Source organism: Oceanithermus desulfurans (assembly GCF_014201675.1).
GTDB lineage: Bacteria > Deinococcota > Deinococci > Deinococcales > Marinithermaceae > Oceanithermus > Oceanithermus desulfurans.
The window spans coordinates 26704-48739 of the sequence record NZ_JACHEZ010000002.1 but is presented as its reverse complement, the minus strand read 5'-3'; the positions used below and the strand labels follow the sequence as shown (position 1 = coordinate 48739).

Sequence of the window (22036 nt, the reverse complement as noted above, 5' to 3'; positions counted from 1 at the left end):
GAAAGGCCGGGCGTTCTTCCGGGCGCCGGCGGGGCCGCGGGCCGGAAGCGGGCAGGCCCGAATCGGCGTCGGGCTCCGGTTCCTGCCGCGTCCGCGCCCCATTCTCAAGGGGGCCTGGCCTTGCCCGCCGCAGGTTGCGGGCTGCGGGCACGTCGCCGGAGGGAGCGGTACGTGGTGCGCCGTCCGCGGTGCGGGCTGGGCGGTAGGCGGCGGGGAAGACCGCGGGTCGTCCTGGACTTCCGCTGCGTGTCGCGGCCGCACCCCTTGCCCGGTCCTCCTCCGGAGGCCGCCTGATTCGCCGGCGGTTCGGCCGCCGCGTCTTTTCTGGGAACGCCAAGGAAGCACGGGCCCGGCTCGGCTGGCTTGAGGACGCTCGAGGTGTGGCCACCGGCCACAGGCTGCAGCCCGCAGGCTTTTCTGTGGCCCCAGGGCCCCGGGCCACGCGCCGCGAGCGTCCGAACGGATCCAGCCCGCCGCTTGCTCCAGGTCGCGGCCACGGGGCAGCGCCTGGCCCGGCCGGGCTACAGCTTGTAGAGCATGAAGGTGAGCAGGCCTTCGTAGGGCCCTGCGGGCTCACCGGGCTCGAGCCGGACCCTCAGGTCCAGGTCGAAGCGGGCGCCGCCCACGCCCTCGCGCACGGTGCGCTCGAGCGCCGAAAGGGTCCGGCCCGCGAGCACCAGCCGCTCGGGCGGCAGCGTGAGCGGCCCGGTCAGCGGCGTCGCGGTCACGGTCAGCCGCCAGGAGGTGTTGCCCACCACCCGTACGTGCAGCACGCCCGGCGAGACCTGACCGTTCTCGACCCGCACGGGTACCTGCGAGGTCTTCTGGCCGTTGATCTCCAGCCACAGTATTTCGGGCATCCGCACCACGAAGTTCGTGGTCGCGTTGCCGCCCGCCCAGGCCAGGCCCAGAACGAACATCATCAGTCCAATCCATACGCTTTTCTGCATTCCCACCACTCCTTCGTGGGTGGAATGCAACCGGTCGTGCTCGATGAGGGGAAGTGATCGTAGAAATCGCAATCATCTTCTTGGCCGGTTGCACCACTGGCTCCCCGTGCCCCTTGGTGCCCAGATTGGGGACTCACGGTTCAACGCCTCCAAGATTTGAGCCGGAAACCGGCTCGCGAGGATCCGCCCGGGGGCCGGGTCCTCGTAGCCTCAGCCTAGCCGCTATCCGCCTGCGGGAACACCCCCAAACGGGTGAAGTCCCCCGGGCGCTGTTGCCGAAGAGGTCCAGAAAACCCGACACCGTCGCGCATCCCCCGTTTGGGGGCCCCCATTTGGGGGTAGGCAAGCCGCGCCGGCTCGCCTAGCCTGAGACGTGTAGTTGGAGGCGATGACCCGCCAGGTCCCTATACGGGCGCCAAGGGACGAGCGGCGAGCCAGTGGCGCGACCGACCAAACCCCTACAAGGAGGAGATACGACGATGAAGAACGCGATCAAACTCTTGGTGTTGGCCGGTGCGCTCCTGAGCGTTGGGGCGCTGGCGCAGGGCGCGCAGAACTGGAACTTCAACTTCCCCGCCTTCGCCTACGTCTACACCAACACCAGCTCGGTGGACTTCGACTTCACCGCAACCTCGACCGGAACCGTGGTGTACGCGGGGGCCAAGGGACAGGCGTCCAAGGCCAACCTGCAGAGCTGCATCGGCGGCCTCGTCACCTCGTCGCTGAGCGTTACCGCGCAGAGCAGCGCGCCTGCGAGCCCTAGTGCACTTGGTACGTGCGAGTTCGGCCCCACCAGCGTTTCCACCAGCGGCTACACCGTGAACTGGAACGGCCTGGGCAGCGCCGACGGCTCGCTCTTGGTCGTCACCAACGCGTCCACCTACTCGGTGTCCGTCGTGGCCGACAGCGTTCCCTCCGGCGTGACCTACAAGGTGGCCCCCGATTTCGGTGACGCGTCCGGCATTACCTTCACCAGCATTCCCACCGGCACCGCCACCGGCCTGGCCACCCAGGCCGATGGGCTGTACACCCAGTACGCCGGCGTGTACGCCATCCCGCTCACCTTCGCCGCCGACGTCGACCCCACGGCCTCCGCGGCCACCACCAGCGCCGTCACCACCGTCGTTACCTACACCGCTTCCGCTCCGTAATACCCTCATTCCCCCTTGGGTATACTGGAACGGTGCTTAGGACCCTCTTGAACCCCCGGAACCTCATCCCGGGGGTTCTTCTGTTTTTTTCGTTTCACACGGCGCTGGCCCAGGTGGGCATCGGCGTGGCGCCCCCGCGGTTCGAGCTGGTGCTGGCGCCGGGCGAGTCCACCACCGAGAACGCCGCGGTGTTCAGCAAGAACACCCCCGACCAGCAGATCACGGTCTCGATCGTCGACTGGACCAGCCGCCCCGACGGCAGCCTGGTGGCGCTGGAGCCGGGGTCGGTACCGTACAGCGCTTCACACTGGATCCTCGCCAACCTCGACCCCTTCACCCTTGAGCGCGACGGCGCCCACTCCATCCGCTTCACCGTCAGCGCCCCCGCCGATCCCAACCTGGAGGGCAGCTACTGGGCGGCGCTGGCCTTCACCACCGAACCCAGGCCGGTGAACCGCAAGGGCATCGTCGCGCTGATGCGCACGCGGGCGCTGGTGATCGTCTACGTCACCGTCCAGGGCACCGAACAGCCCGCCGCCGAGCTGCAGGGCGTGACGGTCGTGACCGGCGAGGAGGACGGGAAACGGTTCCTGGTCGCCGACGTGGCCAACACCGGCAACGTCTACCTGCGTCTCAACGGCGAGCTACGCTTCGTCGACACCGCGGGCGAGGTGGTGCGCCGCGTCCCGCTGCCCGAGCGGGTGCTGCTGCGCGAGGGGCTGGTGCGCTACCGGCTGCCCTTCCCCGAGGACTTACCGCAGGGCGCGATCCTCGCGCAGGTCGAGATCCAGCCGCAGGGCCCCGCCGGGGGGTACGGCGGCCCGCCGCTCTACGGGGAGGTGGCGCTGCCGTGAGGCGCGCACTCGCGGTGCTGCTGCTCGTCCTGGCCGGGCTGGGCTCCGCCCAGGTCTGGTACTACAACGTGGACCAGGACAACCGCTTCGATCCCCAAACCCTGACGTTCAGCCCCAGCGCGCTCGAGCTGATGTGCGCGGGCCTGCTGGAACCGGGCGGGACGCCCGCGGGCGGGGCCACCGTGAGCAACCTCACGCTCCCCGCCGGCTGCCCGGCCGCGCCGCCGGTCGTCGTCTACGGCACCGACCCCGACACCGGCGACCCGGTCTACGCGACGGTCCTGACCGTCAAGTTCTGGGGCCGCCGCCGGGCGAACGACCGCACCTACGGTACGGACGCGCTCGTCCGCGTGATCAGGCGCTCGTACGCGCTGCAGGTCGACGCCAGCGGCGACCTGGGGCGGGTGGACGACCAGTTCCTGCCCCCCTTCGCCACCCCGCCGGCCGCGGTGCCCCCGCTCACGGGCGCGTGGACCGGCTGGCAGGCTTCGCAGACGATCTCCTTCGCGGATCCGCAGATCTCGAACGTGCAAAACTTCAACCGGCGCAACCGCACCTGCCGCGACCTCTACAACGACCGCTGCTGGACCGCCGTCTTCACCTGGGTGCTGCCGGTGCGGCTGGTGCTGCACGGCAACGAAAGCGGCCGCGCGCAGCTCACGCTCGTGCCCGGCCTCTTCGTGCGCAGGACGGCCACGACGCTCGGCGTGCGCGGCGGGGCGTTCGAAGAGCCCGAGCTGAAGCCCTACGCGCCCTAGTCGTTCCTGATCAGCACGACCCTCTCCAGCTCCACTTCCGTACCGCCGGCCAGGCGGGCCTTCACCGTGTAGCTCCAGCGCTCCCCGGCGTCCTCGGGGACGGTCAGGCGGCCCGACCAGTCGGCGCCCTCCCCCGCGAGGGCGACGCGCCCGCCGTCCGCTTCGATCCAGCTCGCCTCGACCGGGGCGTACCAGTGGACCGCGACGGCCAGCGTCTGCCCGGGTCGGGCCACCGGCAGCGCCCGCACCACGCCCCAGGGGGCGTCGCGGCTGACGCTCAGGAAGAAGGGGAAGCGCGCGGTCGTGCCGTTCGTCGCTTCCACCTGCAGCGCCAGGGGGCCTTCGGCGTCGTCGGGTACGCGCAGGCGGCCGCGCCAGACGCCTTCCTCCTCCGCGACCGGCAGCAGGATGCCGACGATGCGGCCTTGCAGCACCACGACGACCCGGCCGGGTGCGCCCTGAAGGCGCACTTCGACGAGGGGCGCGGCCCCCGGCGGTACCCGGTCGGCTTCGGGCCGGACCTCGAGGATCTGCACCCGGCCGCCGCTGTAGACCTTGCGCGGGGGCGGGCGCACCGCCAGCTCCACCCGCCCCGTCTCGCCGGGGCGCAGCTCGACGGCCGTTTCCGCGACCACGACCTCCCAGCCCGGAGGGAGCAGGTCTTCGAGCAGGCGCACGGCGTAGCGCCCCGGCACGAGCGCGGGTACCGTGAACGCCCCGCCGGGGTCGGTGAAGAGCGAGGTCTGCCGACCCTGGGCGTCTTCGATCGCGACCGCGAAGCGACGGGGCGAAAGCTCGCGACCGGGCTCGGCGACGACGCGCACCCGGCCTTCCAGGACGCTGCGCGCCGCCAGCACGAGCCGCACGGAGACGCGCTGCTTCCGGCGCACCTCGACGCGCACCTGGCCGCGCACCGGCACCAGTACGGCCGGCAACCGGGCCGTATCGACCGCGACGGTGTACGTTCCCGGGGGCAGCTCCAGCCGGAAGCGGCCCTGGGCGTCGGTGCGCGTTTCGCGATCGCCGGCGCGCACGACGAGGCCTTCGCGCAGCCGCTCGGGACCCTCGATCCGGACCTCGCCGGTGATGACGCCTACGTTGCGGCCGCCGAAGAAGCGGGTCACGGCGGGCGGCACCTCGAGCACCAGCGGCAGCTGCGCCCCCAGGCTCAGGGTGGTGCGACCGCCGTACCACTCGCGATCGACGCGGGCCTGCAGCAGCGCGCCCCCTGCGGGCACCTCCAGCGCCAGGGCGGTCTTCAGACCGGGCTTCCAGGGCGCCCAGGCCAGATCGGCCCGGGTGCGCAGCTCGCTGCCGCCCATCCGCAGCCCCAGCTTGACCTCGTTCAGGTCCAGCGGCCAGCCGAGCCGGCCGTCCAGCGCGATCAGCGCCAGCCCGTCGGCGGCGCTGGCCTCGCTGCCACCGGAGACCGTGAACGTCGTGCGGCCCGCGCGCCGCTCGACGCGGGCCTCGGCGCCGAGGTCGCCCCAGGGAGCGGGCAGGTCGAGCCTCGCGCGGGCGAAGCCGCTCAGGCGGTCGGGGCCGGCCGCGGCGCCGAAGGTGACCGGGAGCGGCAGGTCGAGCTCGAGCCGCTCGCTGCTGCTCGCCGCCGCCACCCCCCAGTCGCGCACGCCCAGCCCGGTCCAGACGATCCGCCCGCCCAGGCTGAACGGCTCGGGGTTGACGTCGGCGCTGAAGCGGAACTCCACGGGCACGGCCGCATCGCCGGTGAAGCCGCCCTGCAGCCGCACCGGCCAGTCGCGGTAGCTGAAGCCGTAGGCAAGCTGGCCGCTCAGTTCGGGGCGCGCGGGCCGCAGCGTCAGCTCCGCCGAGAGCGTTCCCGGCCGGAAGGGCTGGGCTTCGTCGCGGCCCGTGGCCAGATCGGCGCTCAGCCGCAGGCTGGGGTCCTCGTCGAGGAGCGCCGCGGCGCCGAAGCCGTAGCCGCGGCCGGAGACGTCGAAGTTCATGCTGCCCCGCCGGACCGGCCCGCTGAAGGCGATCTGGGTGCTCACCGCCCCCTCGTAGAGGCCCAGGGCCACGCCGTAGCTGGGTCCGAAGGCGGCGCTCAGGTACCCCCCCGGCCAGCTCAGGCCCAGGCTGCCCGCGGGCCGGCTGCCCAGGGCGTAGCCCGCGCCGACGCTGAACTGGGCGAAGTCGGAAAGCGGCCCGGCGGCGCCCAGGGCCAACGAGAGGTCGCCGGGGTAGCGGTAGGCGACGCCGGCGCGGCCCAGCAACCGGAAGGCGCCGTCGCTCTTGGCGCGCGCCGGCTGAACGTTGACGTACCCCTCGCGTTGCACCCCGCCGCGCTCGAGCCGCACCAGCAGGCGCAACACCCGCGGCTCGGCCACGGTCACGCGCAGCTCGCGCCGCTCCCCGGCCTCGAGGGGGAGGCGCGCCTGGTAGACGGGAACCCCCTCCAGGGTGGTCAGGCGCACGAGGACGACGTCGGCGCCGTTGCCGGTGTTGGCCACCTCCAGGGTGAAGCGCCCCAGGGGCGGCAGGTAGGCGACCTCGGCCGGCCAGCGCGCCTCGAGCCCGGGGGCGTAGGCCGCCTCGGTGAAGGCGTCGGCGAAGCCGCCGTCGGCCTGGAGGCGCAGGCGGTCGCGGGTCCCGGCGGGAACGCCCTCGGGTACCCGCAGGGTGACCGGGAAATAATAGGGCCGCCCGGCCTCGAGCGCGACCGTGCGTTCGCGGGTGAGCAGCGGCCAGCCGTGCTGGGAGGCGAGCCGCACCTGCACGCGGCCCGAGCCGCGCAGGACGAAGACGTGGGTGACCGTCGCGCCGGGGGCGGCCTTCTTGACCTCGGGGGAGGCCCGCTCGACCAGCACCCCCTGCCCCAGCCCCGGCCCCCCGAGCAGGATCAGCAGGGCGATCCAGAGGGCAAGGTGCGGACGCTGGCGGGTGCCGTAAGCCATCCCGATCATTCTAAACGCCCATGGCTACGCGATTCTTCCCTCAAACGGGGGTATGAACGGCGGTCGGGGCCGCCGTAGGATAGGATGGGAAGACTGCGGAGATCTTGGAATGCGTGAAATTTGGAAGATTTTAGGAGTATTTTTGCTTACCGTTCCGGCGCTGGCCCAGGTCAACGCCGTCTGGGTGATTCGCGACCACGAGATCGTGGGCGGCGAGCTGCACGAGTACGTGGGCACCAAGGTCTACCCCGTGAACAGCGCCGAAGAGGTGCGGGCCCTCGCGGACAAGGTGCGCCGTGAGGTGCGGCCGGCGCGCTGGGTCTACGATCCCCATCGCGGCTGGGTGGCGCTGCAGCGGCGCGGCTACCGCATGGACGTCGAGGCCGCGGTGGTGGCCTACCGCGACGCTGCCTTCCTGGGGCGGACGCAGTTCGTGATTCCGGTCGAGGTGATCGAGCCCGAGCCGAGCGTTAGCGAGTGGTACGCCCGGGGCGTGCGCGGGCTGATCGGCGAGGGGGTAACCGGGTTTTGGGGCTCGAGCCCGGCACGCATCCACAACATCCGCACTGGCGCGGCCCACCTGAACGGCCGCTGGATCCCCCGCGGCGCCGAGTTTTCCTTCAACCGGGCCGTGGGCGCGATCGACGAGGAGAACGGCTACGTGGAGTCGCTGGTCATCCTCGGCGACGCCACCGAGAAGGGGGTGGGCGGCGGCATCTGCCAGGTTTCCACCACCACCTTCCGCGCCGCCTTCTTCGCCGGGCTGCCGGTGACCGAACGCTACCCGCACAGCTACCAGCTGCGCTACTACCGGCCCGTGGGGCTCGACGCGACGATCTACCAGCCCTGGCGCGACCTGAAGTTCATCAACGACACCCCCGGCGACGTGCTGGTGCTGGCGCAGGTGCGGGGGTACAAGCTCTACGTCCGCTTCTTCGGCACCGCCGACCGCAGCGTCACCTGGGAGGGGCCGTTCATCCGCGACCGCAAGCCGCCGCTCGAGCCGCGCGAGGTGGTGGACGAGACCCTCGAGCCTGGGTACCGCAAGCAGATCGACTGGGCCGCCGAGGGGCTGACCGCGGTGGTGCGGCGCAAGGTCTACTACGACGACGGCCGCGTCTACGAAGACGTCTTCGAGAGTACCTACCGCCCCTGGGGCGACGTCTTCCTGGTCGGCCCGCCGGGGCTCGAGCCCGCGGTGCCGCTCCCGCCGGTCATCGGCAAACCCGAGGTGCAGGGCGCCGGGCCGCCGCCGCGGCCCTAGCGGCACCGTTCGCAAGCGTCGATCCCCGGCCCCGTCGCCGCAAGCGACTTCCCCCCGTCACCCCGGCGAAGGCCGGGGCCCGGGGCCGGGTCGAGGCGCGGTCCTGCGGAACGTTGCCGGCGCCCTCCCCAAAGGGGAGGGCCGGTGCGGGGATTCGGAAAGCGGCCTGCGGCCTGCAGGAACCTGTTTACGCCGTTTCCGCATCCACTTCCCAAAACCTGTTCACCCCCTACCACGCACCACGCACTACGTACCGCCCCCGCGGGGGAGGCCAGGGCGACCGGCAGCCCGTGAACTCCAAATCGAGCCCTCACCCCCGGCGGCTTTGGGGAACGACGTCTTGGGAGGCGGCCGCTAGGCCCCGAACTTTTGCAGCTTGCCCGCGTGCGCCAGCAGCAGCGGCAGCACGTGGGTGCCGTGCAGGTCGCCGAGCGCGCCCTTCGCCGCCTCGTCTTCGGTGAAGCGGCGGGCCGCGTCGGCGCGCAGGTTGGGGCCGTAGAGCAGGAAGGGCACCGGGTGCCAGGAGTGCGCCTTCATCACGCTGGGCGTGGAGTGGTCGCCGGTGACGGCGATCACGTCGGGCCCGAGCGCCAGCAGCTCGGGGAGCAGGGCGTCGAAGGCCTCGATCTTGTGCACCTTGGCGTCGAAGTCGCCGTCCTCGCCGGTGGAGTCGGTCTTCTTGAAGTGCAGGTAGAAGTAGTCGAAGGCCGCCCAGTTGGCCTTCAGGGCCGCGAGCTTGCCCTCGGGGGCGTCGGGATCCTCGCCCACCTCGACCTCCAGCGCGGTCATCCCCACCAGCGAGGCCACCCCGCGGTACATCGGGTAGCTGGCGATCGCCGCCGGCGTCAGCCCGGTAATCTCGCCCAGGGTGGGCCAGACCGGCCGCTTGGAGACGCCCCGCAGCAGCACCCCGTTGATCTTGGGCTCGTCCGCGAGCGCCTGCCGCGCCAGCGCGCTGAACTTGTTGAGCACGTCGGCCGTCTTGGCGCTGGCCTCGTCGCTTTCGTCGTGGGGACGGGCCGCGAGCGGCGGCACCCCGGTCTTCTGGGGGTCGGTATCGTGGACCCGCTCGCCCAGCCCCACGCCCCGCAGCACCAGCACGAAGCGGTGCTCCGACTCGGTGTGGAGCTCGACCTTTACGCCGTCGATCTCGCGGATCCGCGCCTTCAGCTTGGCGAGCACCCGCCGGTTCTCCTCGGTGGGGGGGCGGCCGGCGCGGCGGTCGGCCACGGTGCCGTCGGGGTTCAGGGTGGCGAAGTTCCCGCGCACCGCAACGTCGTCGGGGCCCAGCTCGATGCCCAGCCCCAGCGCCGAGAGGACGCCGCGCCCCACCTCGTAGCGGAAGGGGTCGTAGCCGAAGAGGCTCAGGTGGCCGGGGCCGGAACCGGGGGCGAAGCCCGGGGCCACGAGGGTCACCCGCCCCAGGTTGGCCTTGGCCGCCAGGGCATCGAGGTTGGGGGTGCGGGCCGCGGCCAGCTCGGTGGGTCCGCCCGGCTCGCGGGGCAGCCCGCCCACCCCGTCGAGCACGATGAAGAGGATCTTGCTGGGGGTGGTGCGGCTCAGTTCCTTGAGGTGAGGGAGGAGGTCCATGCCCGCATTCTACTCCCGCCGCCGACCCTTCCGACCGCAAGATACGTACAATTCGACGCACATTAAGATTGACATGAGTAATATCAAATGATATGTTACAGGTAGCGAAAGGGGGCGAGAGCCGTGTGGGCGGAGTGGTTGCGACGCATGACCCCGAAACACAAGGACCGCTTGCTCGAGGTGCTGACCGAGCGTTACGCGGACGAGCTGCACGACGCCGCCCTGGTGGAGGAGGCGGCCGAAGGTCTGCCCTACGAACACCTGCGCAAGGTGCTCCGGCGCATCGCCGCGCGCGAGCGCAAGCACGCGGAGTGGCTGCGCGCCAAGATCCGCGAGCGGGGCGGCACGCCGCCCCCGCCGCCCCGGCTGCCCGCGGCGCCCACCTGGCGCGAGGTGCTCGAGGCCTTCGAGTCCGAGAAGGCCGACCAGGTGCGCTACCTCGAGGAGGCCTACGGCGCCGACGACCCCGAGCTGCGGGAGCTGCTGAGGCGGATCCAGCAGGAGGAAGAAGCGAACTACCGCGACCTGCTGGACGTGGTGACGCGCATGGAGTCGCACGCCGGAGGCGCGTAAGCAAGAAAGGAGGCGGCCGTGATCTCCAAAGAGGCCATCCAAAAGCTGAGGAACGAGATCGGGCTGCGTTCCGGACCCGTCCTCTCGCTCTACCTGGCCACCAACCCCGCGAGCCGCGACGTGCTCGACTACTCGGCGTCCGGGAAGCGCAAGCCCTTCGTGATCCGCGCCAAGGACACGCTCAAAGCCCTGGCGGTGCCCGAGGCGATCGCTAGCCGGGTGATCGACCGGCTCGAGCACGACGTGATCCGCGGCCGCACCCGCGCGGTCTTCGCCACCGAAGACGAGCTCGAGGTCTACGACCTGAACGTCGACCTGCCGGTGGTGAACCTGCCCCACGGCGAGGTGCTGGCGCGCTGGGGCGAGCCCTACGTGCTGCCCCTGGTGCTGGCGCTCGACGAGTACGAACGCTACGCGGTGGTCCTGCTCGACGAGGAGCGCTGGCGGCTCTTCGAGGTCTACCTGAACGACGTGCGCGAGGTGGCCGACGCCTTCCGCGCGGTCGCGCCCGAGACCTGGCGCAAGCTCTCGGAGTCGAAGCCCGCCACCCCCATGGGCCTGGGCGCGCGCGGCACGACGGCGCGCGGCGGCATGGGCCGTGACCGCTTCGACCGCAGGGTGCTGGCCTGGACCCACCGCTTCTACCGGCAGCTCGCCGGCGAGCTGGAGGGATGGCTCGAGCGGCTGGGGGCCGAGCGCCTGATCCTCATGGGGGTGCCCGAGGAGACGCGCTACTTCGAAGAGCTGCTGCCGCGCGCGGTGCGCGAACGGGTGGTGGCCCACCTGCCCATGCCCGCCGGCGGCAGCAAGGTGGACGCCAGCGAGGTGCTGGCGCTGACCGAGGCGGCGATCGAGGAGGCGGAGCGCCGCAAGGAGGCCGAGCTGCTCGACCGCATCCGTGAAGAGGGCGTCTGGGGCACCGAGAACGTGCTCGAGGCCCTGCAGCAGGGGCGGGTCTACGTGCTCGTCATGCCCTGGCATCCCGAGGGCAGGGTCTGGCGCTGTCCCGATACGGGTTACGCCGCGCTGGCGCGCGAGCGCGCCGAGGCCGTCTGCCCCGGCGCGGCGGAGGAGGCCGACCTGGCGGAAACGCTGGTCGAGCTCGCCGGCCTCTTCGGCGCGCGGGTGGAGTTCGTTCGCGGAGACAACGCGGACCGCCTGGAACGCGAGTTCGGCGGTCTCGCGGGGCTCAAACGCTGGTGAACAGGAATGGAGGTGCAACCATGATGCGTTGGGATCCGTTCAAGGAAATCGAGGAACTGCAGGAGCGGCTGGGCCGCGGCCTGGGCATGGGCCGGGGCGCGCGCGGCGAACAGACCCTGGCGCCCCTGGTGGACGTCTGGGAGGACGAGCACGGCCTCCACTTCGCGGTCTACCTGCCCGGCATCGACCCCGACAAGGTCGAGGTCACGGCCGAGGAGGAGACCCTGACGGTCAAGGCCGAGCGCCCCTTCGAGAAGCAGGAGAACGTGGCCTACCACCGGGTCGAGGGACCGTACGGCACCTTCGTGCGCAGCTTCTCGATCCCCGCGGTCTACGACCTCGGCAAGGTGGCCGCCAAGTTCAAGAACGGCGTCCTCTACCTGACCGTGCCCCGGGCCGAGGAGACCAAGCCGCGCAAGATCCAGGTCGAGGTCGAGTCCTGAAGCCCGGCGGGAGGTGGTGCCCGTGATCATGCGCGCCCCCCAGTTCGAGCGGCTCTTCCGGATCGCGGCGTCGCTGGACGTGGACAAGGACGACCTCAAACGCCTTTCGGACTTCCTGGGTAAGAAGATCTACGACCTGCTCGTCGTCGCCGAGCGCAACGCCAAATACAACGCCCGCGACGTCATCTACGAGGCCGACCTGCCCGTGACCAAGGGCCTGCAGGAGACGATGCGCGAGTTCGAGCAGCTGGACGTCGCGCCCGAGCTCGAGCCCGTGCTCGACCACCTCGCGGGCCTGCCGCCGCTGGACCTGGAGGTCAGCGACGAGGTGCGCGCGCGGCTCCCCAAGCTGGCGGGCGCCCTGGTGGTCGCGGCGGCGCGCGTGATCCGCGAGCTGGACCCGGAGGTCAAGAACCCCCGGACCGAGCACTGGGAGCGGCTCGAGCGCGTCTTCGACCTGCTCCTCTAGGCCGCCCCTAAACGCTCAAGCCGGCCCGCATGCGGGCCGGCGTTCGCATGCGGGCGCGGCTCAGACGAACTTGCGCAGGACGCTCGCGATCTCCTCGGGGCTCGCGGGGTCGCCCTCGGCCACGTCGGTGGCGCAGAGCGTCAGGAACTCCTTGAGGATCAGGTTGGCGGCCGACTCCATGGCCTTCTTGGTGGCCGTCATCTGCGTCAGCACCTCGTCGCAGGGGCGCCCTTCGCCCACCATCTTCTGCAGGCCGCGCACCTGCCCTTCGATGCGGCGCAGACGCTTGATGATGCTGTCTACGGTCTCGTCGCCCAGGTCGGTCGTACGCATCGACATATACCCCTACCCCCTACTGGCCCCAGCATACCCCGCAGGGGGGTGAATGTGCTACCGCTCACGACGGCGGTAGGCTGAGGCATGGAGCTCTACCTGGGGACCGGCGGCTTCAGCTACCCCTATTGGAAAGGGATCTTCTACCCGCCGGGGTTGAAGCCGCGCGACTACCTGTGGCACTACGCCCGCCACTTTAACGCGGTGGAGGTGAACGCCAGCTTCTACCACGTGCCGGCGGCCAAGACCTTCGCGGGGATGCTCGAGCGCTCGGACGGGCGGGTGCGCTTCGCGGTCAAGGTGCACCGTTCGGTCACCCACGCGCGCGACGCCACGGACGAGCTCTACGCCCGCCTCTTCGAGGCCACCCGGCCGCTCGCCGAGGCGGGGGTGCTGGGGCCCTTCGTGGCCCAGTTCCCCTACGCTTTCCACCGCACCCCCGCCAACCGGCGCTACCTGCTCGAGGTGGCCCGCCGCTTTGAGGGACGCCGGCTCGCCGTCGAGCTGCGCCACGCCAGCTGGGCCCGCGAGCCGGTCTGGGACGCCTTCCGCGAGCTGGGCCTCGTCTGGGTGAGCGCCGACTACCCGCCGCTTTCGGGCCTGCCGCAAAGCGGCCTGGTGGTGACGGCCCCGGTCGCCTACCTGCGGCTGATGGGCCGCAACGCCGCGAAGTGGTGGGACCACCAGGAGCGCGAGGAGCGCTACGACTACCTCTACGCCCCCGAAGAGCTCCGCCCCTACGCCCGGGGGCTGGCCGCGCACGCCGGGGAGCTGCAGGAGGCCTGGGTCATCTTCCACAACACCCCGCGCGGCCAGGCGCTGGCGAACCTGGGCGGCTTCAAGGACCTGCTCGCGGAGCAGGGGCTGGTCGCGCCCATCGAGCCGCCGCGGCCGGGCTAGGGACCCGTTCAGCGAAGGGCGAGCGTCGCGAGCAGCCGCGGGAGCCGGTCCAGGTCGGGTTCCAGGTGGTCGGGTTCGGCGCCGGCCAGCACCGCGGGCGGGTGGGTGCCCCAGCTGACCGCGTAGGTGCACAGTCCGGCGGCCTTCCCCGCGAGGACGTCGTGGGTGGTGTCGCCCACCATGCAGACGCCGCGGCCGTTCACCGCCGCGAGCGCCGCCAGCACCACGTCGGGCGCGGGCTTGGGCGGCAGCCCGTCGGTGCCCTGCACGTGGTCGAGCAGGGGTAGCAGCCCCACGGCCTCGGCCAGCTTCTGGGCGGTGGAGCTGCGCTTGGTCGTGGCCACCGCCAGCGCGAAGCCGCGTCGCCGCAGCTCGCCGAGCAGCTCCGGCACCCCGGGGTAGGGGCGGCTCCTGTCGGCCATGTGCGCGCGGTAGTGGCGGCGGTAGGCTTCGGAAAGCGCCTCGGCGTCGGCCGCGGGCGCGACCCGGCGGAACATCTCGGCCAGGGGACGGCCGATCAGGTCGGCCATTTCGGCGTCCGTGGGCCGGGGCAGGCCGGCCTCGCGCAGCACGTGGTGGAAGCTCGCGGTGATGTCCGCGAGCGAGTCCACCAGGGTGCCGTCGAGGTCGAAGACGACGGTCGGCTTCAAGGCTTGGGCTTCCTCAGGATGCGGACGCTGCGGATGGTGTCCTGCTGGGTGAGCTTCTCCACCACGTCCATGCCCTCGACGACCTTGCCGAAGATCGTGTAGCCGCCGGTCAGGTGGGGCGCGGGGGCCAGGGTGATGAAGAACTGGCTGCCGTTGGTGTTGGGATCGTTGGTGCGGGCCATGCCCACCCAGCCTGCGGCGTCGTAGCTGAGGTTGGGGTCGATCTCGAGGCCGAAGCGGTAGCCGGGACCGCCGGAACCCCTTCCGGTGGGGTCGCCGGTCTGGGCCACGAAGCCGGGGACGACGCGGTGCCACCTGAGGCCGTCGAAGTAGCGGTGCAGCGCCAGGAAGACGAAGGAGTTGACCGTGTTGGGGGCGCTGTCTTCGAGCAGGTCGATGGTGAACGTGCCCTTGCTGGTCGCGAGTACGGCGTAGTAGTCGTACTTCTTGTGGTCGGTGACCACCTCGGGTTTCTCGAAGTTGCGGACCGGGGCGTCGCTTTGGTAGTCCAGGGTTTCCATACCGCCTGCTTTCTGCGCGGCAGCGGGGGCGGTGCCGCCCGCCGCGCTCTCGGATTTCTTGGGTTTGCAGCCCGCGAGCCCCAGACCGAGGACCAGGGCCAGCGCGAAGACGAGGGCCGTACGCATAACGGCAGGATACCGCGGGGAAATGAAGGGGTGGTGGGCTAGCGGCAGCTCGCCCGCCCGGCGTCGCGCACCTCGCCGTCCGTGGTCACGAAGCGCCAGGCGTAGCCGCCTGGTTCCAGCGTGAGCTCGAGCACCCCGTGGGCGTCGTCCACGAAGGCGCGGCTGAGCGGTTCGGGCGCATCGATTTGGCGCAGGCCCGCGCCCCCGGTTCCCACGACGAACTGCACCAGGCCGCCTTCGGGGTCGTGCGCGCCGGCGGCGTCGCGGGGGGCGAAGCGCTCGTAGTCGTGGTCGTGCCCCGCCAGGTACAGCTCGGCGCGGTAGCGCTGGAGCAGGTCCCACAGCGCGTCCATGCCGGGAAGGTCGCCGTGGCGGCCGGAGCTGTAGCGCGGGTAGTGAGCGAAGGCGAGGGCGCAGCCGTCCGGCTCCTGGCGCAGCCGGGCCTCGAGCCAGGCGTACTGGGGCGACCCCGCGCCGCAGCCCCCGACCCAGTCGCAGTTGCTGTTCAGGGCGTAGAGCCGCCAGCCCGCGAGCCGGGTCGCGTACCAGCCCTCGGGGGGCGCGGCCCGCGCGCCCCAGTAGCGGAAGTACCCGCCGCCGCCGCTGTAGTACTCGTGGTTGCCGGGCACCGGCAGGGTGCGGCTCTTGAAGCGCCCCCAGGAGGGCGCGTAGCAGTCCTTGAACTGGGCGTCGGTGCCCGCGGAGTAGGCGAGGTCGCCCAGGGCGAGGACGTACCAGGTCGCGCCCTTCGGGGCCAGGCGTTCGATCAGCGCGGCCGTGGCCTCGTCGGCGTCGGACCAGCAGGTGGCGATGTCGCCGGCGACGTAGAGGGTCACGGACGCCGGCTCCTGGGACTGGGCGCAGCCCGCCCCGATCAGGGCGAACAGCGCGAGCGTCGGCAGCAGGAGGGCGCGCTTCATATCTTGGGCAGGGTGATGCCCCGCTGGCCCTGGTACTTGCCGCGGCGGCTCTTGTAGGTGGTCTCGGGTTTCTCCCCTTCGAAGAAAAGGATCTGGACGATGCCCTCGCCGGCGTAGACGCGGGCGGGAAGCGGGGTGGTGTTGGAGATCTCGAGCGTCACGTGCCCTTCCCAGCCGGGCTCGAGCGGGGTGACGTTGGCCACGATGCCGCAGCGGGCGTAGGTGGATTTGCCCAGCGCGATAGCGATCACGTTCTCGGGCATGCGGATGTACTCGACCGAGCGGGTGAGCGCGAAGGAGTTGGGCGGGATCAGCACCGCGTCCCCTTCGATCTCGACGAAGCTCTGGGGGTCGAAGGCCTTGGGGTCGACGACCGCGCCGTAGGCGTTGGTGAAGACCTTCCACTCGGGAGCGGCGCGCAGGTCGTAGCCGAACGAGCTGACCCCGTAGGAGATCACCCCTTCCCGCACCAGGTTTTCCTCGAAGGGCTCGATCATCCCCTCCTCGCGGGCCATTTTCCGGATCCACCAGTCGGGCTTGACGCTCATGAAGCGAGTATACCCAGCTAGTCCGCGGGCCAGAGCGCCAGCCCGCTCACGACCGGGCGCGCGCGCTCGGGGAAGACGAGCGCGCCCCGCAGGTAGAGCTGGGCCGAGCCGCCCGCGTCCATGCGGATCGCCCCCCAGGCCCCCAGCGCCAGCAGCTGCTCGGCGAGGACGCCCGGGGTGGTCTTGCCACTGGTCACGAACCACAGCTCGCCCTCACGGGTCCAGGCGACGGCGGCCTGGTAGGTGACCTTCTCGATCTGCGCCGCGCCCTTGGCGAAGCCCTCGGCCTCGGGGTGGTAGGCGAGGCGGCCGGCCTGGACGAGCAGGGGGCCGGCCTCGAGCGCGTAGCGCACCGGGGGGTCGAGGCGGACGTAGAGCGAGAGGCGCGCCCCCGGCTTGAGCCGTCCGGTCCACTCGCCGTCGCCGTCGGGGTAGGTGAGGGCCCACTGCCCCGGCTCGAGCACGACCGGGGCGGGGTAGGTGTGCAGCACCTGGTCGCCCCGGACCACGATCACGTTCTCGCCCGCCCGGCCGACGCGGCCCGGCAGCGTGTGCGCGGTCAGCCGCGCGGGCCAGCGGTTGAGGCCGACGCGGTAGCGCTCGCCGCCGCCGGTCTCGACCCAGGCCTCGAACTTCGGCACCGCCGCCTGGGGCAGGCCGCCGTCCCACATCAGGGCGCTGCGGCCGTAGGGCAGGCTCACGGGCACCCCGTCCACCACCCACAACCCGATGGGGGTGGCCGTCTTGGGGTCGTAGTAGCCGCCGTTGAGCACGGCGAGCGCCCCCGGCGCCATCTCCGGCAGCTTCCGGCGCCGGCCGGGGGTGCCCACGGGGCGCAGCTTCCAGGCTCCCGCCGCGGCGACGAGGCGCACCAGCTCCAGCGGCTCCGGCGTCCAGACGTACTCGCGGCGCAGCTCGAAGCCGGGGGCGACGGCGCGCACCTGCGGCGGCGGCACGAAGTAGGCGTCCATCACGAAGCGCGCGGGCGCGCCCAGCTCGAAGGTGCGCCAGCGGTAGACCCGGCCCTCGGGGGCGAGGTAGCGGATCTCGGTGCCGCGGTCGTCGTAGCGGAAGCTGAGCCCCTCCAGGTCGGGCGGGTTGGGCACGAAGTAGGGGGCGTAGAAGGTGAACCAGCCGGGGCTCTCGCCCTCGGTACGGGGCAGCTCGGGGGCGGGGCCGGGGGGCAGGTCGAGCACCAGCCGCAGGCGGTCTTCGGCGAGCCGGTAGCGCAGCCGGGCGCTGGGCAGCTCCGCGGGGATCAGCCCCGCGGCGCGCAGCACCCGCTCGTCGAGGCGACGCTCGGGGCCGCGGGGCGGCGGCAGCGCCGGGTCGAGCGGCGCCGTCCAGCCCAGGCCGGGGACGTAGCTGAAGCGCAGCCCGCCCTTCTGAAAGACGAGCGCGCCCTCCTGCTCGCGCACCTCGAGCCCCAGCCAGGCCGCCGGCACCTGGGCCAGCGCCAGGCCGAGGGTCAGGGCCAGGGCCAGGAGACGGCGCACGGTCAGGTTTCCCGGGGCAGGTAGAGGCGCGGGTTGGCCTCGGGGAAGGGGTTGTCGCGGGCCTCGAGGGCGGCGAGCTCCGCGGGGTCGGCCCCGGAGCGCAGGGCCTCGGCCAGGGCGAAGAAGGCGCGGGCGTGTTCGCGGTAGCGCTCGCGGGCGTAGTCGGCGGCCTGGCCGGTGTGGATCAGGAAGGGCCAGTCCGAGGCCTCGAGCAGCAGCAGCTCGCGCATCATCTGCCGCAGGGTGCGCACCCGCTCCTCGCGGCAGCCGCGGGCGGCCAGGATCATCTCGGACTCGGCTTGGTAGACGGTGCGCCAGTAGTCGCGGGTGGCGTCGTTCAGCCAGACGCGGTGGTCGCCCCCCTCGCCCCAGGAGCCCTCGGGAAGGCTGAGGGGCAGCGCCGGCTCCTGCACGGCCACGCGCGCGGTCACGGCCTCCAGGGGGCGGGAGGCGAGGGTGCGGTAGACCTGCTCGAGCCAGGCCACCCCCTCGAACCACCAGTGGCCGAAGAGCTCGGCGTCGTAGGCGGCGGTCGTCACCCCTCCGGGGTGGCGGCGGGCCAGGTCCTCGAGCAGGCTGGCGAAGTGGCCGGCGTGCACCCGTACCCGCTCGAAGGCGGCCTCCGGGTCGTAGGGGGCCTTGCCGCCCAGGTCGGTCTGGCGCGAGGTGACGCGCCAGTGGTGCAGCCCCGACTCGGGGTCTTTGCGGTGGAACTCGCGGTAGACGGGATCGCCGGGGTAGCCGTAGTCGGCGCTCCAGACGACCAGTGAGGTTTCGCGGCTGCGGGCGAGCATGCGCAGGCCCGAGGGCAGCTCGAGCACCCGGTGGACCCGGTCGCCCTCGTCGCGCTCGTTCGAGCGGCCGTAGGGCCCCGCGGGCTCGCCCCCCTCGACCAGCGCGGCGTCGGTGAAGGCGTAGCGCAGCCCCGCGTCCATCAGGAACTCGTCCACGCCCGGGCGCATTCCCGCCGGGGGGCCGGGAACCGGCGGGGTCCACAGCCCCGCGGGTCGGTAGGCCATCTCCGGTAGCCAGTAGCCCAGCGGCTCGACGCGGAAGTGGCGGCGGTAGGTGTGCACCCCGGTGCGCACCTGGGCGGCGAGCGCCTCCGGGTAGCCGAGGAGCGGGGAGTAGCCGTGGGTGGCGCTCGAGGTGACGAGCTCGATCTGCCCCCGGGCCTGGGCGCGGCGGAAGGCGCCGGGCAGGTCGCGGTCCAGCTCCTCGAAGGCCGCCAGTGTGCCCTCCCAGAAGCGCAGCTGGAAGGCGGCCGAGGCCTCCAGCTCGCCGCCGCGGTAGCGCTCCAGGTCGCTTCGGGCGCGCTCCCGGCGGTCCTCCGCGTAGCGCGCGAACCCCTGCTGCACGTCCGCGTCGGCGAGCTGTTCCACCAGGATGGGGGTGAGGCCGATCGTCAGCGGGGCGGGGACCCCGTCGGCCCAGAGGCGGTCGAGCGCCTGCGCCAGCGGCAGGTAGGTCTCGGCCATGACCTCGTAGAGGGTCTCCTCGCCGAAGGGCCAGGCCCCGTGGGCCCGGACGTAGGGCATGTGGGCGTGCAGAACCAGGACGAACTTCATCGTCCTCATCCTACCGTCTGCGCCAGGCGAACCCCACGAGCCCCGCACCGGCGAGCGCCAGCGCCCCGGCGAAGAGCGAGCGCCAGGGAAAGCGCTTGCGTGCGGGCGGCAGCACGCCCGAGCTCCAGACGCCCGCCTGGTCGGCGGCGACGACGTCGAGCGCGCGCGGCGCGTCGGCGGGGCCGTCCAGATACCAGACGCCGCCGCCGGGCAGCGCCCGGCGGAAGCCCCAGGGTTCGAAGGGGTCGTAGAGGCCGGCGGCCACGTAGGCGCGGGGCCGCCGGGTCAGGTCGGTCTGCACCCAGATCCAGTCGCCTTCCCGCCAGGCGCGCGCGGGGCCGGCGGCGCCGTCCGGCGTGCGCCGCTCCGCCCCCCAGCCGCTGATCAGGTAGGCCTCCTCCCAGCCGCCGCCCGCGGGGGTGCGCAACCCGGCCCCGGGCAGGGACTCCTCGCCGCCGGGTTCGCTGTCGAGGTAGACGGCGACGACGGCCAGCGAGAAGCCCAGCGGCGCGCCGGCGGGGTTGGGGTAGCGGTCCAGGCGGATGCCGAGCCGCCAGCGGCCCTCCACCCGCTTCATCTCGAAGCCGGTCAGGTCGGCCGCGCCCACCTGCTGGTATACGGCGGCGCGGGGGTAGCCGAGGTCGGCGCCGTGGTCGTCGCCGACCGGGTCGGTAAGCAGCAGCAGCGCGAGAACGAACCAGTTCACCGTACACACTCCAGAAGTCGGGCCGTCAGCTTTTCGGGGTCGTGGCGCACGAAGGCGCCGGCGTGGGCGAAGTCGCCCTCGACGACGCGCACGCCGTCGGCGCCGAAGGGCGCGGGGTCGTAGGCGACGGGGTGCTGGCCCTCTTCGGCGTAGCGCGCGAGGGCTTCGGGGTCGAGCGGGGCGGTGTGCACGAGCACCGCGTCGGGCCGGCGGCCCAGGTGCTCGGCCACCGCCTTGTAGTGGGCGTAGGCGTCCATGCCGTCGGTCTCGCCGGGTTCGGTCATGACGTTGGCCACGTAGACCAGCCGGGCGGGGCTCTCGGCGATGGCCCGCCGCAGGCCGGGGGGCAGGAAGCTGGGGATCACCGAGGTGAAGAGGCTGCCGGGGCCCAGGACGATCAGCTGCGCGCGCGCCACCGCGCGCAGCACCTCGGGCATCACCGGGGGGTTCTCGGGCTCAAGCCAGACCCTGCGGACCCGGCCCGGCGCCTCGCGGATGCGCGACTCGCCCTCCACCCGCGCGCCGCCGGCCAGCTCGGCGACGAGGCGCGCGGGATGGGGGGTCGAGGGGTAGACCGCGCCCGAGAGCGCCAGCACCCGGTCGGCCATCCGCACCGCCTCGGCGAAGTCGCCGGTGAGCTCGAAGAGGCTGACCAGGAAGAGGTTGCCGAAGGTGTGCCCCGAAAGTCCCTCCCCGCGCTGAAAGCGGTACTTCATCAACTCGGGCATCCGCTCCACCTCGCTGAGCGCGGCCAGGCAGTCGGTGAGGTCGCCCACCGCGGGCACGTCGAAGCTACGGCGCAGGCGGCCGGTGGAGCCGCCGTCGTCGGTGACCGCGACCACGCCGGTCAGGTTGGCCGTGCGCGTCTTGAGGCCGCCGAGCAGGTTGGAAAGCCCGGTCCCGCCGCCCAGGGCGACGACGCGGGGGCCGGCTTCGAGCCGCCGCTTCTTCCAGATGCGCTCGGGAAGCTCGTCGGGATCGGTGACGGCCGAGAGGATCGAGCGGTTCATGGCGCGGATGCCGAGGCTGAACACCCCGAGCCCCACGAGGAAGGAGACCGTACCCGAGAGCCAGAGCGGCAGGCCCAGGTTGCGGGTGAAGAGCACGAAGTCGAGCACCCAGTCGAGGAAGACGCCCTGCCAGCTCAGCTGGGCCACGCCCAGGAACATCAGCAGCATGCCCGCCGCGGCGACCAGGACGTAGCGCTTGACCCCCATGCCCGGCCGCAGCCAGCGCAGGAAGCCGAGCAGCCGCCTAGCCCTCTTTGCCCACATCGCGGTGCTCCCGTTCGACCTCGAAGTCTTCGCCCAGCTCGCGCGCCAGCCGCTCGACGACGGCCACCGAGCGGTGGCGGCCGCCGGTGCAGCCGACGGCGACGGTGTAGCCGCTGCGCCCCGCGGCGCGGGCGGCGGCCGCGGCGCGGGCGGCGGTCTCGCGCAGGGCGCGGTAGTAGGGCTCGGCCTCGGCGGTGAAGACGTAGGCGGCGACCTCGGGGTCCGTGCCGCTGCGCGGCCGCAGCGCCTCGTCCCAGTGAGGGTTGGGCAGGGCGCGCACGTCGAGCAGCAGGTCAGCCACCTGGGGCGGCCCCCACTTGTAACCGAAGGAGATCAGCCGCAGCACGAAGGGGCGCTCCTCGCCGAGCAGCTGGGCCAGCCGCTCGCCCAGCTCGCCGGGGCCGGTCTCGCTGGTGTCGAGGATCCAGTCGGCGCGGCCGCGCAGCGGCGCCAGCAGCCTGCGCTCGGCCTCGATTTCGCGCAGCAGGTGGCCGCCGCGGAGCGGGTGGGCCCGCCGGGTGAGGTTGTAGCGCGCGAGCAGGACCTCGGGCCGGGCCTCGAGGAAGACGAGGACCGGCCCCGCGCCGGCGCCGGCGAGGGCGTCGATCGCGGCCGGCGCCGCGTCCAGGAAGGCGCGGGCGCGCACGTCGATCCCCAGCGCGGCCCGCCGCACCCCCGCGGCCTCCAGCGCGGGGACGAGCTCGGCCCAGAGCGCGGGGGGCAGGTTGTCCACCGCAAAGTAGCCCAGGTCTTCCAAGTGGGCCAGGGCCGTGCTCTTGCCGGCGCCGGAGAGGCCGCTGATCACGACGACGCGCATCCTTTCC

General features: G+C 72.4%; 22 protein-coding genes and 1 riboswitch. Of the genes, 9 read left to right on the top strand and 13 right to left on the bottom strand.

Features of this window, described 5'->3' with window-relative positions:
- Nucleotides 1-521: 521 nt before the first annotated feature.
- Nucleotides 522-950, bottom strand: a complete 429-nt coding sequence (locus HNQ05_RS02575) for a hypothetical protein (RefSeq protein WP_147145766.1) — start codon at nt 948-950, stop codon at nt 522-524.
- Nucleotides 951-1023: 73 nt separating this feature from the next.
- Nucleotides 1024-1110: riboswitch (cyclic di-GMP riboswitch) on the bottom strand.
- A gap of 319 nt (nt 1111-1429) precedes the next feature.
- Here HNQ05_RS02575 and HNQ05_RS02570 point away from each other — a divergent pair.
- From HNQ05_RS02570 to HNQ05_RS02560, 3 genes are read left to right on the top strand one after another with little or no spacing between them, the layout of a single operon-like run.
- Nucleotides 1430-2101 (top strand): hypothetical protein, encoded by a 672-nt coding sequence (locus tag HNQ05_RS02570; RefSeq protein ID WP_147145768.1) that lies wholly within the window; start codon nt 1430-1432, stop codon nt 2099-2101.
- 32 nt (nt 2102-2133) lie between these two features.
- A complete protein-coding gene (locus HNQ05_RS02565; protein WP_147145770.1) occupies nt 2134-2955 on the top strand; it encodes a hypothetical protein in 822 nt (273 codons plus the stop codon).
- A complete protein-coding gene (locus tag HNQ05_RS02560; RefSeq protein ID WP_147145772.1) occupies nt 2952-3713 on the top strand; it encodes a hypothetical protein in 762 nt (253 codons plus the stop codon). Before HNQ05_RS02565 ends, HNQ05_RS02560 begins: the two co-directional genes overlap by 4 nt.
- On the opposite strand, the gene HNQ05_RS02555 is transcribed toward HNQ05_RS02560, so the two are convergent.
- Nucleotides 3710-6628, bottom strand: coding sequence for a carboxypeptidase-like regulatory domain-containing protein (locus tag HNQ05_RS02555; RefSeq protein ID WP_147145774.1), 2919 nt, complete (start codon nt 6626-6628; stop codon nt 3710-3712). The two genes, HNQ05_RS02560 and HNQ05_RS02555, sit on opposite strands and share 4 nt — an antisense overlap.
- 109 nt (nt 6629-6737) lie before the next feature.
- Here HNQ05_RS02555 and HNQ05_RS02550 point away from each other — a divergent pair, with 109 nt between their 5' ends.
- Nucleotides 6738-7892 (top strand): VanW family protein, encoded by a 1155-nt coding sequence (locus HNQ05_RS02550; RefSeq protein ID WP_147145776.1) that lies wholly within the window; start codon nt 6738-6740, stop codon nt 7890-7892.
- 354 nt (nt 7893-8246) lie between these two features.
- Here HNQ05_RS02550 and HNQ05_RS02545 read toward each other — a convergent pair whose 3' ends face one another.
- Nucleotides 8247-9482 (bottom strand): 2,3-bisphosphoglycerate-independent phosphoglycerate mutase, encoded by a 1236-nt coding sequence (locus HNQ05_RS02545; RefSeq protein ID WP_147145778.1) that lies wholly within the window; start codon nt 9480-9482, stop codon nt 8247-8249.
- A 147-nt stretch (nt 9483-9629) separates the two neighbouring features.
- Here HNQ05_RS02545 and HNQ05_RS02540 point away from each other — a divergent pair, with 147 nt between their 5' ends.
- Genes HNQ05_RS02540 through HNQ05_RS02525 form a run of 4 tightly spaced genes read left to right on the top strand, consistent with a single transcriptional unit; the run spans nt 9630 to nt 12170 of the window.
- Nucleotides 9630-10055 carry a ferritin-like domain-containing protein gene (locus HNQ05_RS02540; RefSeq protein WP_221266717.1) on the top strand — a complete coding sequence of 142 codons (426 nt, stop codon included), beginning with the start codon at nt 9630-9632 and terminating at the stop codon, nt 10053-10055.
- An 18-nt stretch (nt 10056-10073) separates the two neighbouring features.
- Nucleotides 10074-11258, top strand: coding sequence for a VLRF1 family aeRF1-type release factor (locus tag HNQ05_RS02535; protein WP_183677559.1), 1185 nt, complete (start codon nt 10074-10076; stop codon nt 11256-11258).
- A gap of 20 nt (nt 11259-11278) precedes the next feature.
- Nucleotides 11279-11701 carry an Hsp20/alpha crystallin family protein gene (locus HNQ05_RS02530; protein WP_147145781.1) on the top strand — a complete coding sequence of 141 codons (423 nt, stop codon included), beginning with the start codon at nt 11279-11281 and terminating at the stop codon, nt 11699-11701.
- A gap of 28 nt (nt 11702-11729) precedes the next feature.
- Nucleotides 11730-12170 carry a DUF1931 family protein gene (locus tag HNQ05_RS02525; protein WP_221266727.1) on the top strand — a complete coding sequence of 147 codons (441 nt, stop codon included), beginning with the start codon at nt 11730-11732 and terminating at the stop codon, nt 12168-12170.
- A gap of 60 nt (nt 12171-12230) precedes the next feature.
- Here the strand turns inward: HNQ05_RS02525 and HNQ05_RS02520 are convergent, their stop codons facing one another.
- On the bottom strand, nt 12231-12503 hold the full coding sequence (locus HNQ05_RS02520; RefSeq protein ID WP_147145786.1) for a sulfur oxidation transcriptional regulator: 273 nt from the start codon (nt 12501-12503) through the stop codon (nt 12231-12233).
- 87 nt (nt 12504-12590) lie between these two features.
- Between HNQ05_RS02520 and HNQ05_RS02515 the strand changes: the two genes are divergently transcribed.
- Complete coding sequence (locus tag HNQ05_RS02515; protein WP_147145788.1) at nt 12591-13403, top strand: DUF72 domain-containing protein; 813 nt, start codon at nt 12591-12593, stop codon at nt 13401-13403.
- An 8-nt stretch (nt 13404-13411) separates the two neighbouring features.
- Here the strand turns inward: HNQ05_RS02515 and HNQ05_RS02510 are convergent, their stop codons facing one another.
- The 9 genes from HNQ05_RS02510 to rapZ form a co-directional block, all read right to left on the bottom strand.
- Nucleotides 13412-14053 (bottom strand): HAD family hydrolase, encoded by a 642-nt coding sequence (locus HNQ05_RS02510; protein ID WP_147145790.1) that lies wholly within the window; start codon nt 14051-14053, stop codon nt 13412-13414.
- Nucleotides 14050-14574 carry a peptidylprolyl isomerase gene (locus HNQ05_RS02505; protein WP_147145883.1) on the bottom strand — a complete coding sequence of 175 codons (525 nt, stop codon included), beginning with the start codon at nt 14572-14574 and terminating at the stop codon, nt 14050-14052. The genes HNQ05_RS02510 and HNQ05_RS02505 overlap by 4 nt, the downstream gene beginning before the upstream one ends.
- Nucleotides 14575-14738: 164 nt before the next feature.
- Nucleotides 14739-15620, bottom strand: a complete 882-nt coding sequence (locus tag HNQ05_RS02500) for a metallophosphoesterase family protein (protein ID WP_147145792.1) — start codon at nt 15618-15620, stop codon at nt 14739-14741.
- Nucleotides 15617-16168, bottom strand: a complete 552-nt coding sequence (gene dcd / locus HNQ05_RS02495; protein WP_147145794.1) for a dCTP deaminase — start codon at nt 16166-16168, stop codon at nt 15617-15619. The genes HNQ05_RS02500 and dcd overlap by 4 nt, the downstream gene beginning before the upstream one ends.
- 17 nt (nt 16169-16185) lie before the next feature.
- The gene (locus HNQ05_RS02490) at nt 16186-17664 is read right to left on the bottom strand and encodes a phosphodiester glycosidase family protein (protein ID WP_147145796.1); all 1479 of its coding nucleotides are present in this window, start codon (nt 17662-17664) and stop codon (nt 16186-16188) included.
- A gap of 2 nt (nt 17665-17666) precedes the next feature.
- A complete protein-coding gene (locus tag HNQ05_RS02485; RefSeq protein WP_147145798.1) occupies nt 17667-19232 on the bottom strand; it encodes a 1,4-alpha-glucan branching protein in 1566 nt (521 codons plus the stop codon).
- Nucleotides 19233-19242: 10 nt separating this feature from the next.
- Nucleotides 19243-19938 carry a glucodextranase DOMON-like domain-containing protein gene (locus HNQ05_RS02480; protein WP_147145800.1) on the bottom strand — a complete coding sequence of 232 codons (696 nt, stop codon included), beginning with the start codon at nt 19936-19938 and terminating at the stop codon, nt 19243-19245.
- Nucleotides 19935-21212 (bottom strand): gluconeogenesis factor YvcK family protein, encoded by a 1278-nt coding sequence (locus HNQ05_RS02475; RefSeq protein ID WP_147145802.1) that lies wholly within the window; start codon nt 21210-21212, stop codon nt 19935-19937. The genes HNQ05_RS02480 and HNQ05_RS02475 overlap by 4 nt, the downstream gene beginning before the upstream one ends.
- Entirely contained in the window at nt 21193-22029 is an 837-nt protein-coding gene (rapZ, locus tag HNQ05_RS02470; protein ID WP_147145804.1) for an RNase adapter RapZ, read from the bottom strand. The genes HNQ05_RS02475 and rapZ overlap by 20 nt, the downstream gene beginning before the upstream one ends.
- Between the last annotated feature and the right edge of the window lie 7 nt (nt 22030-22036).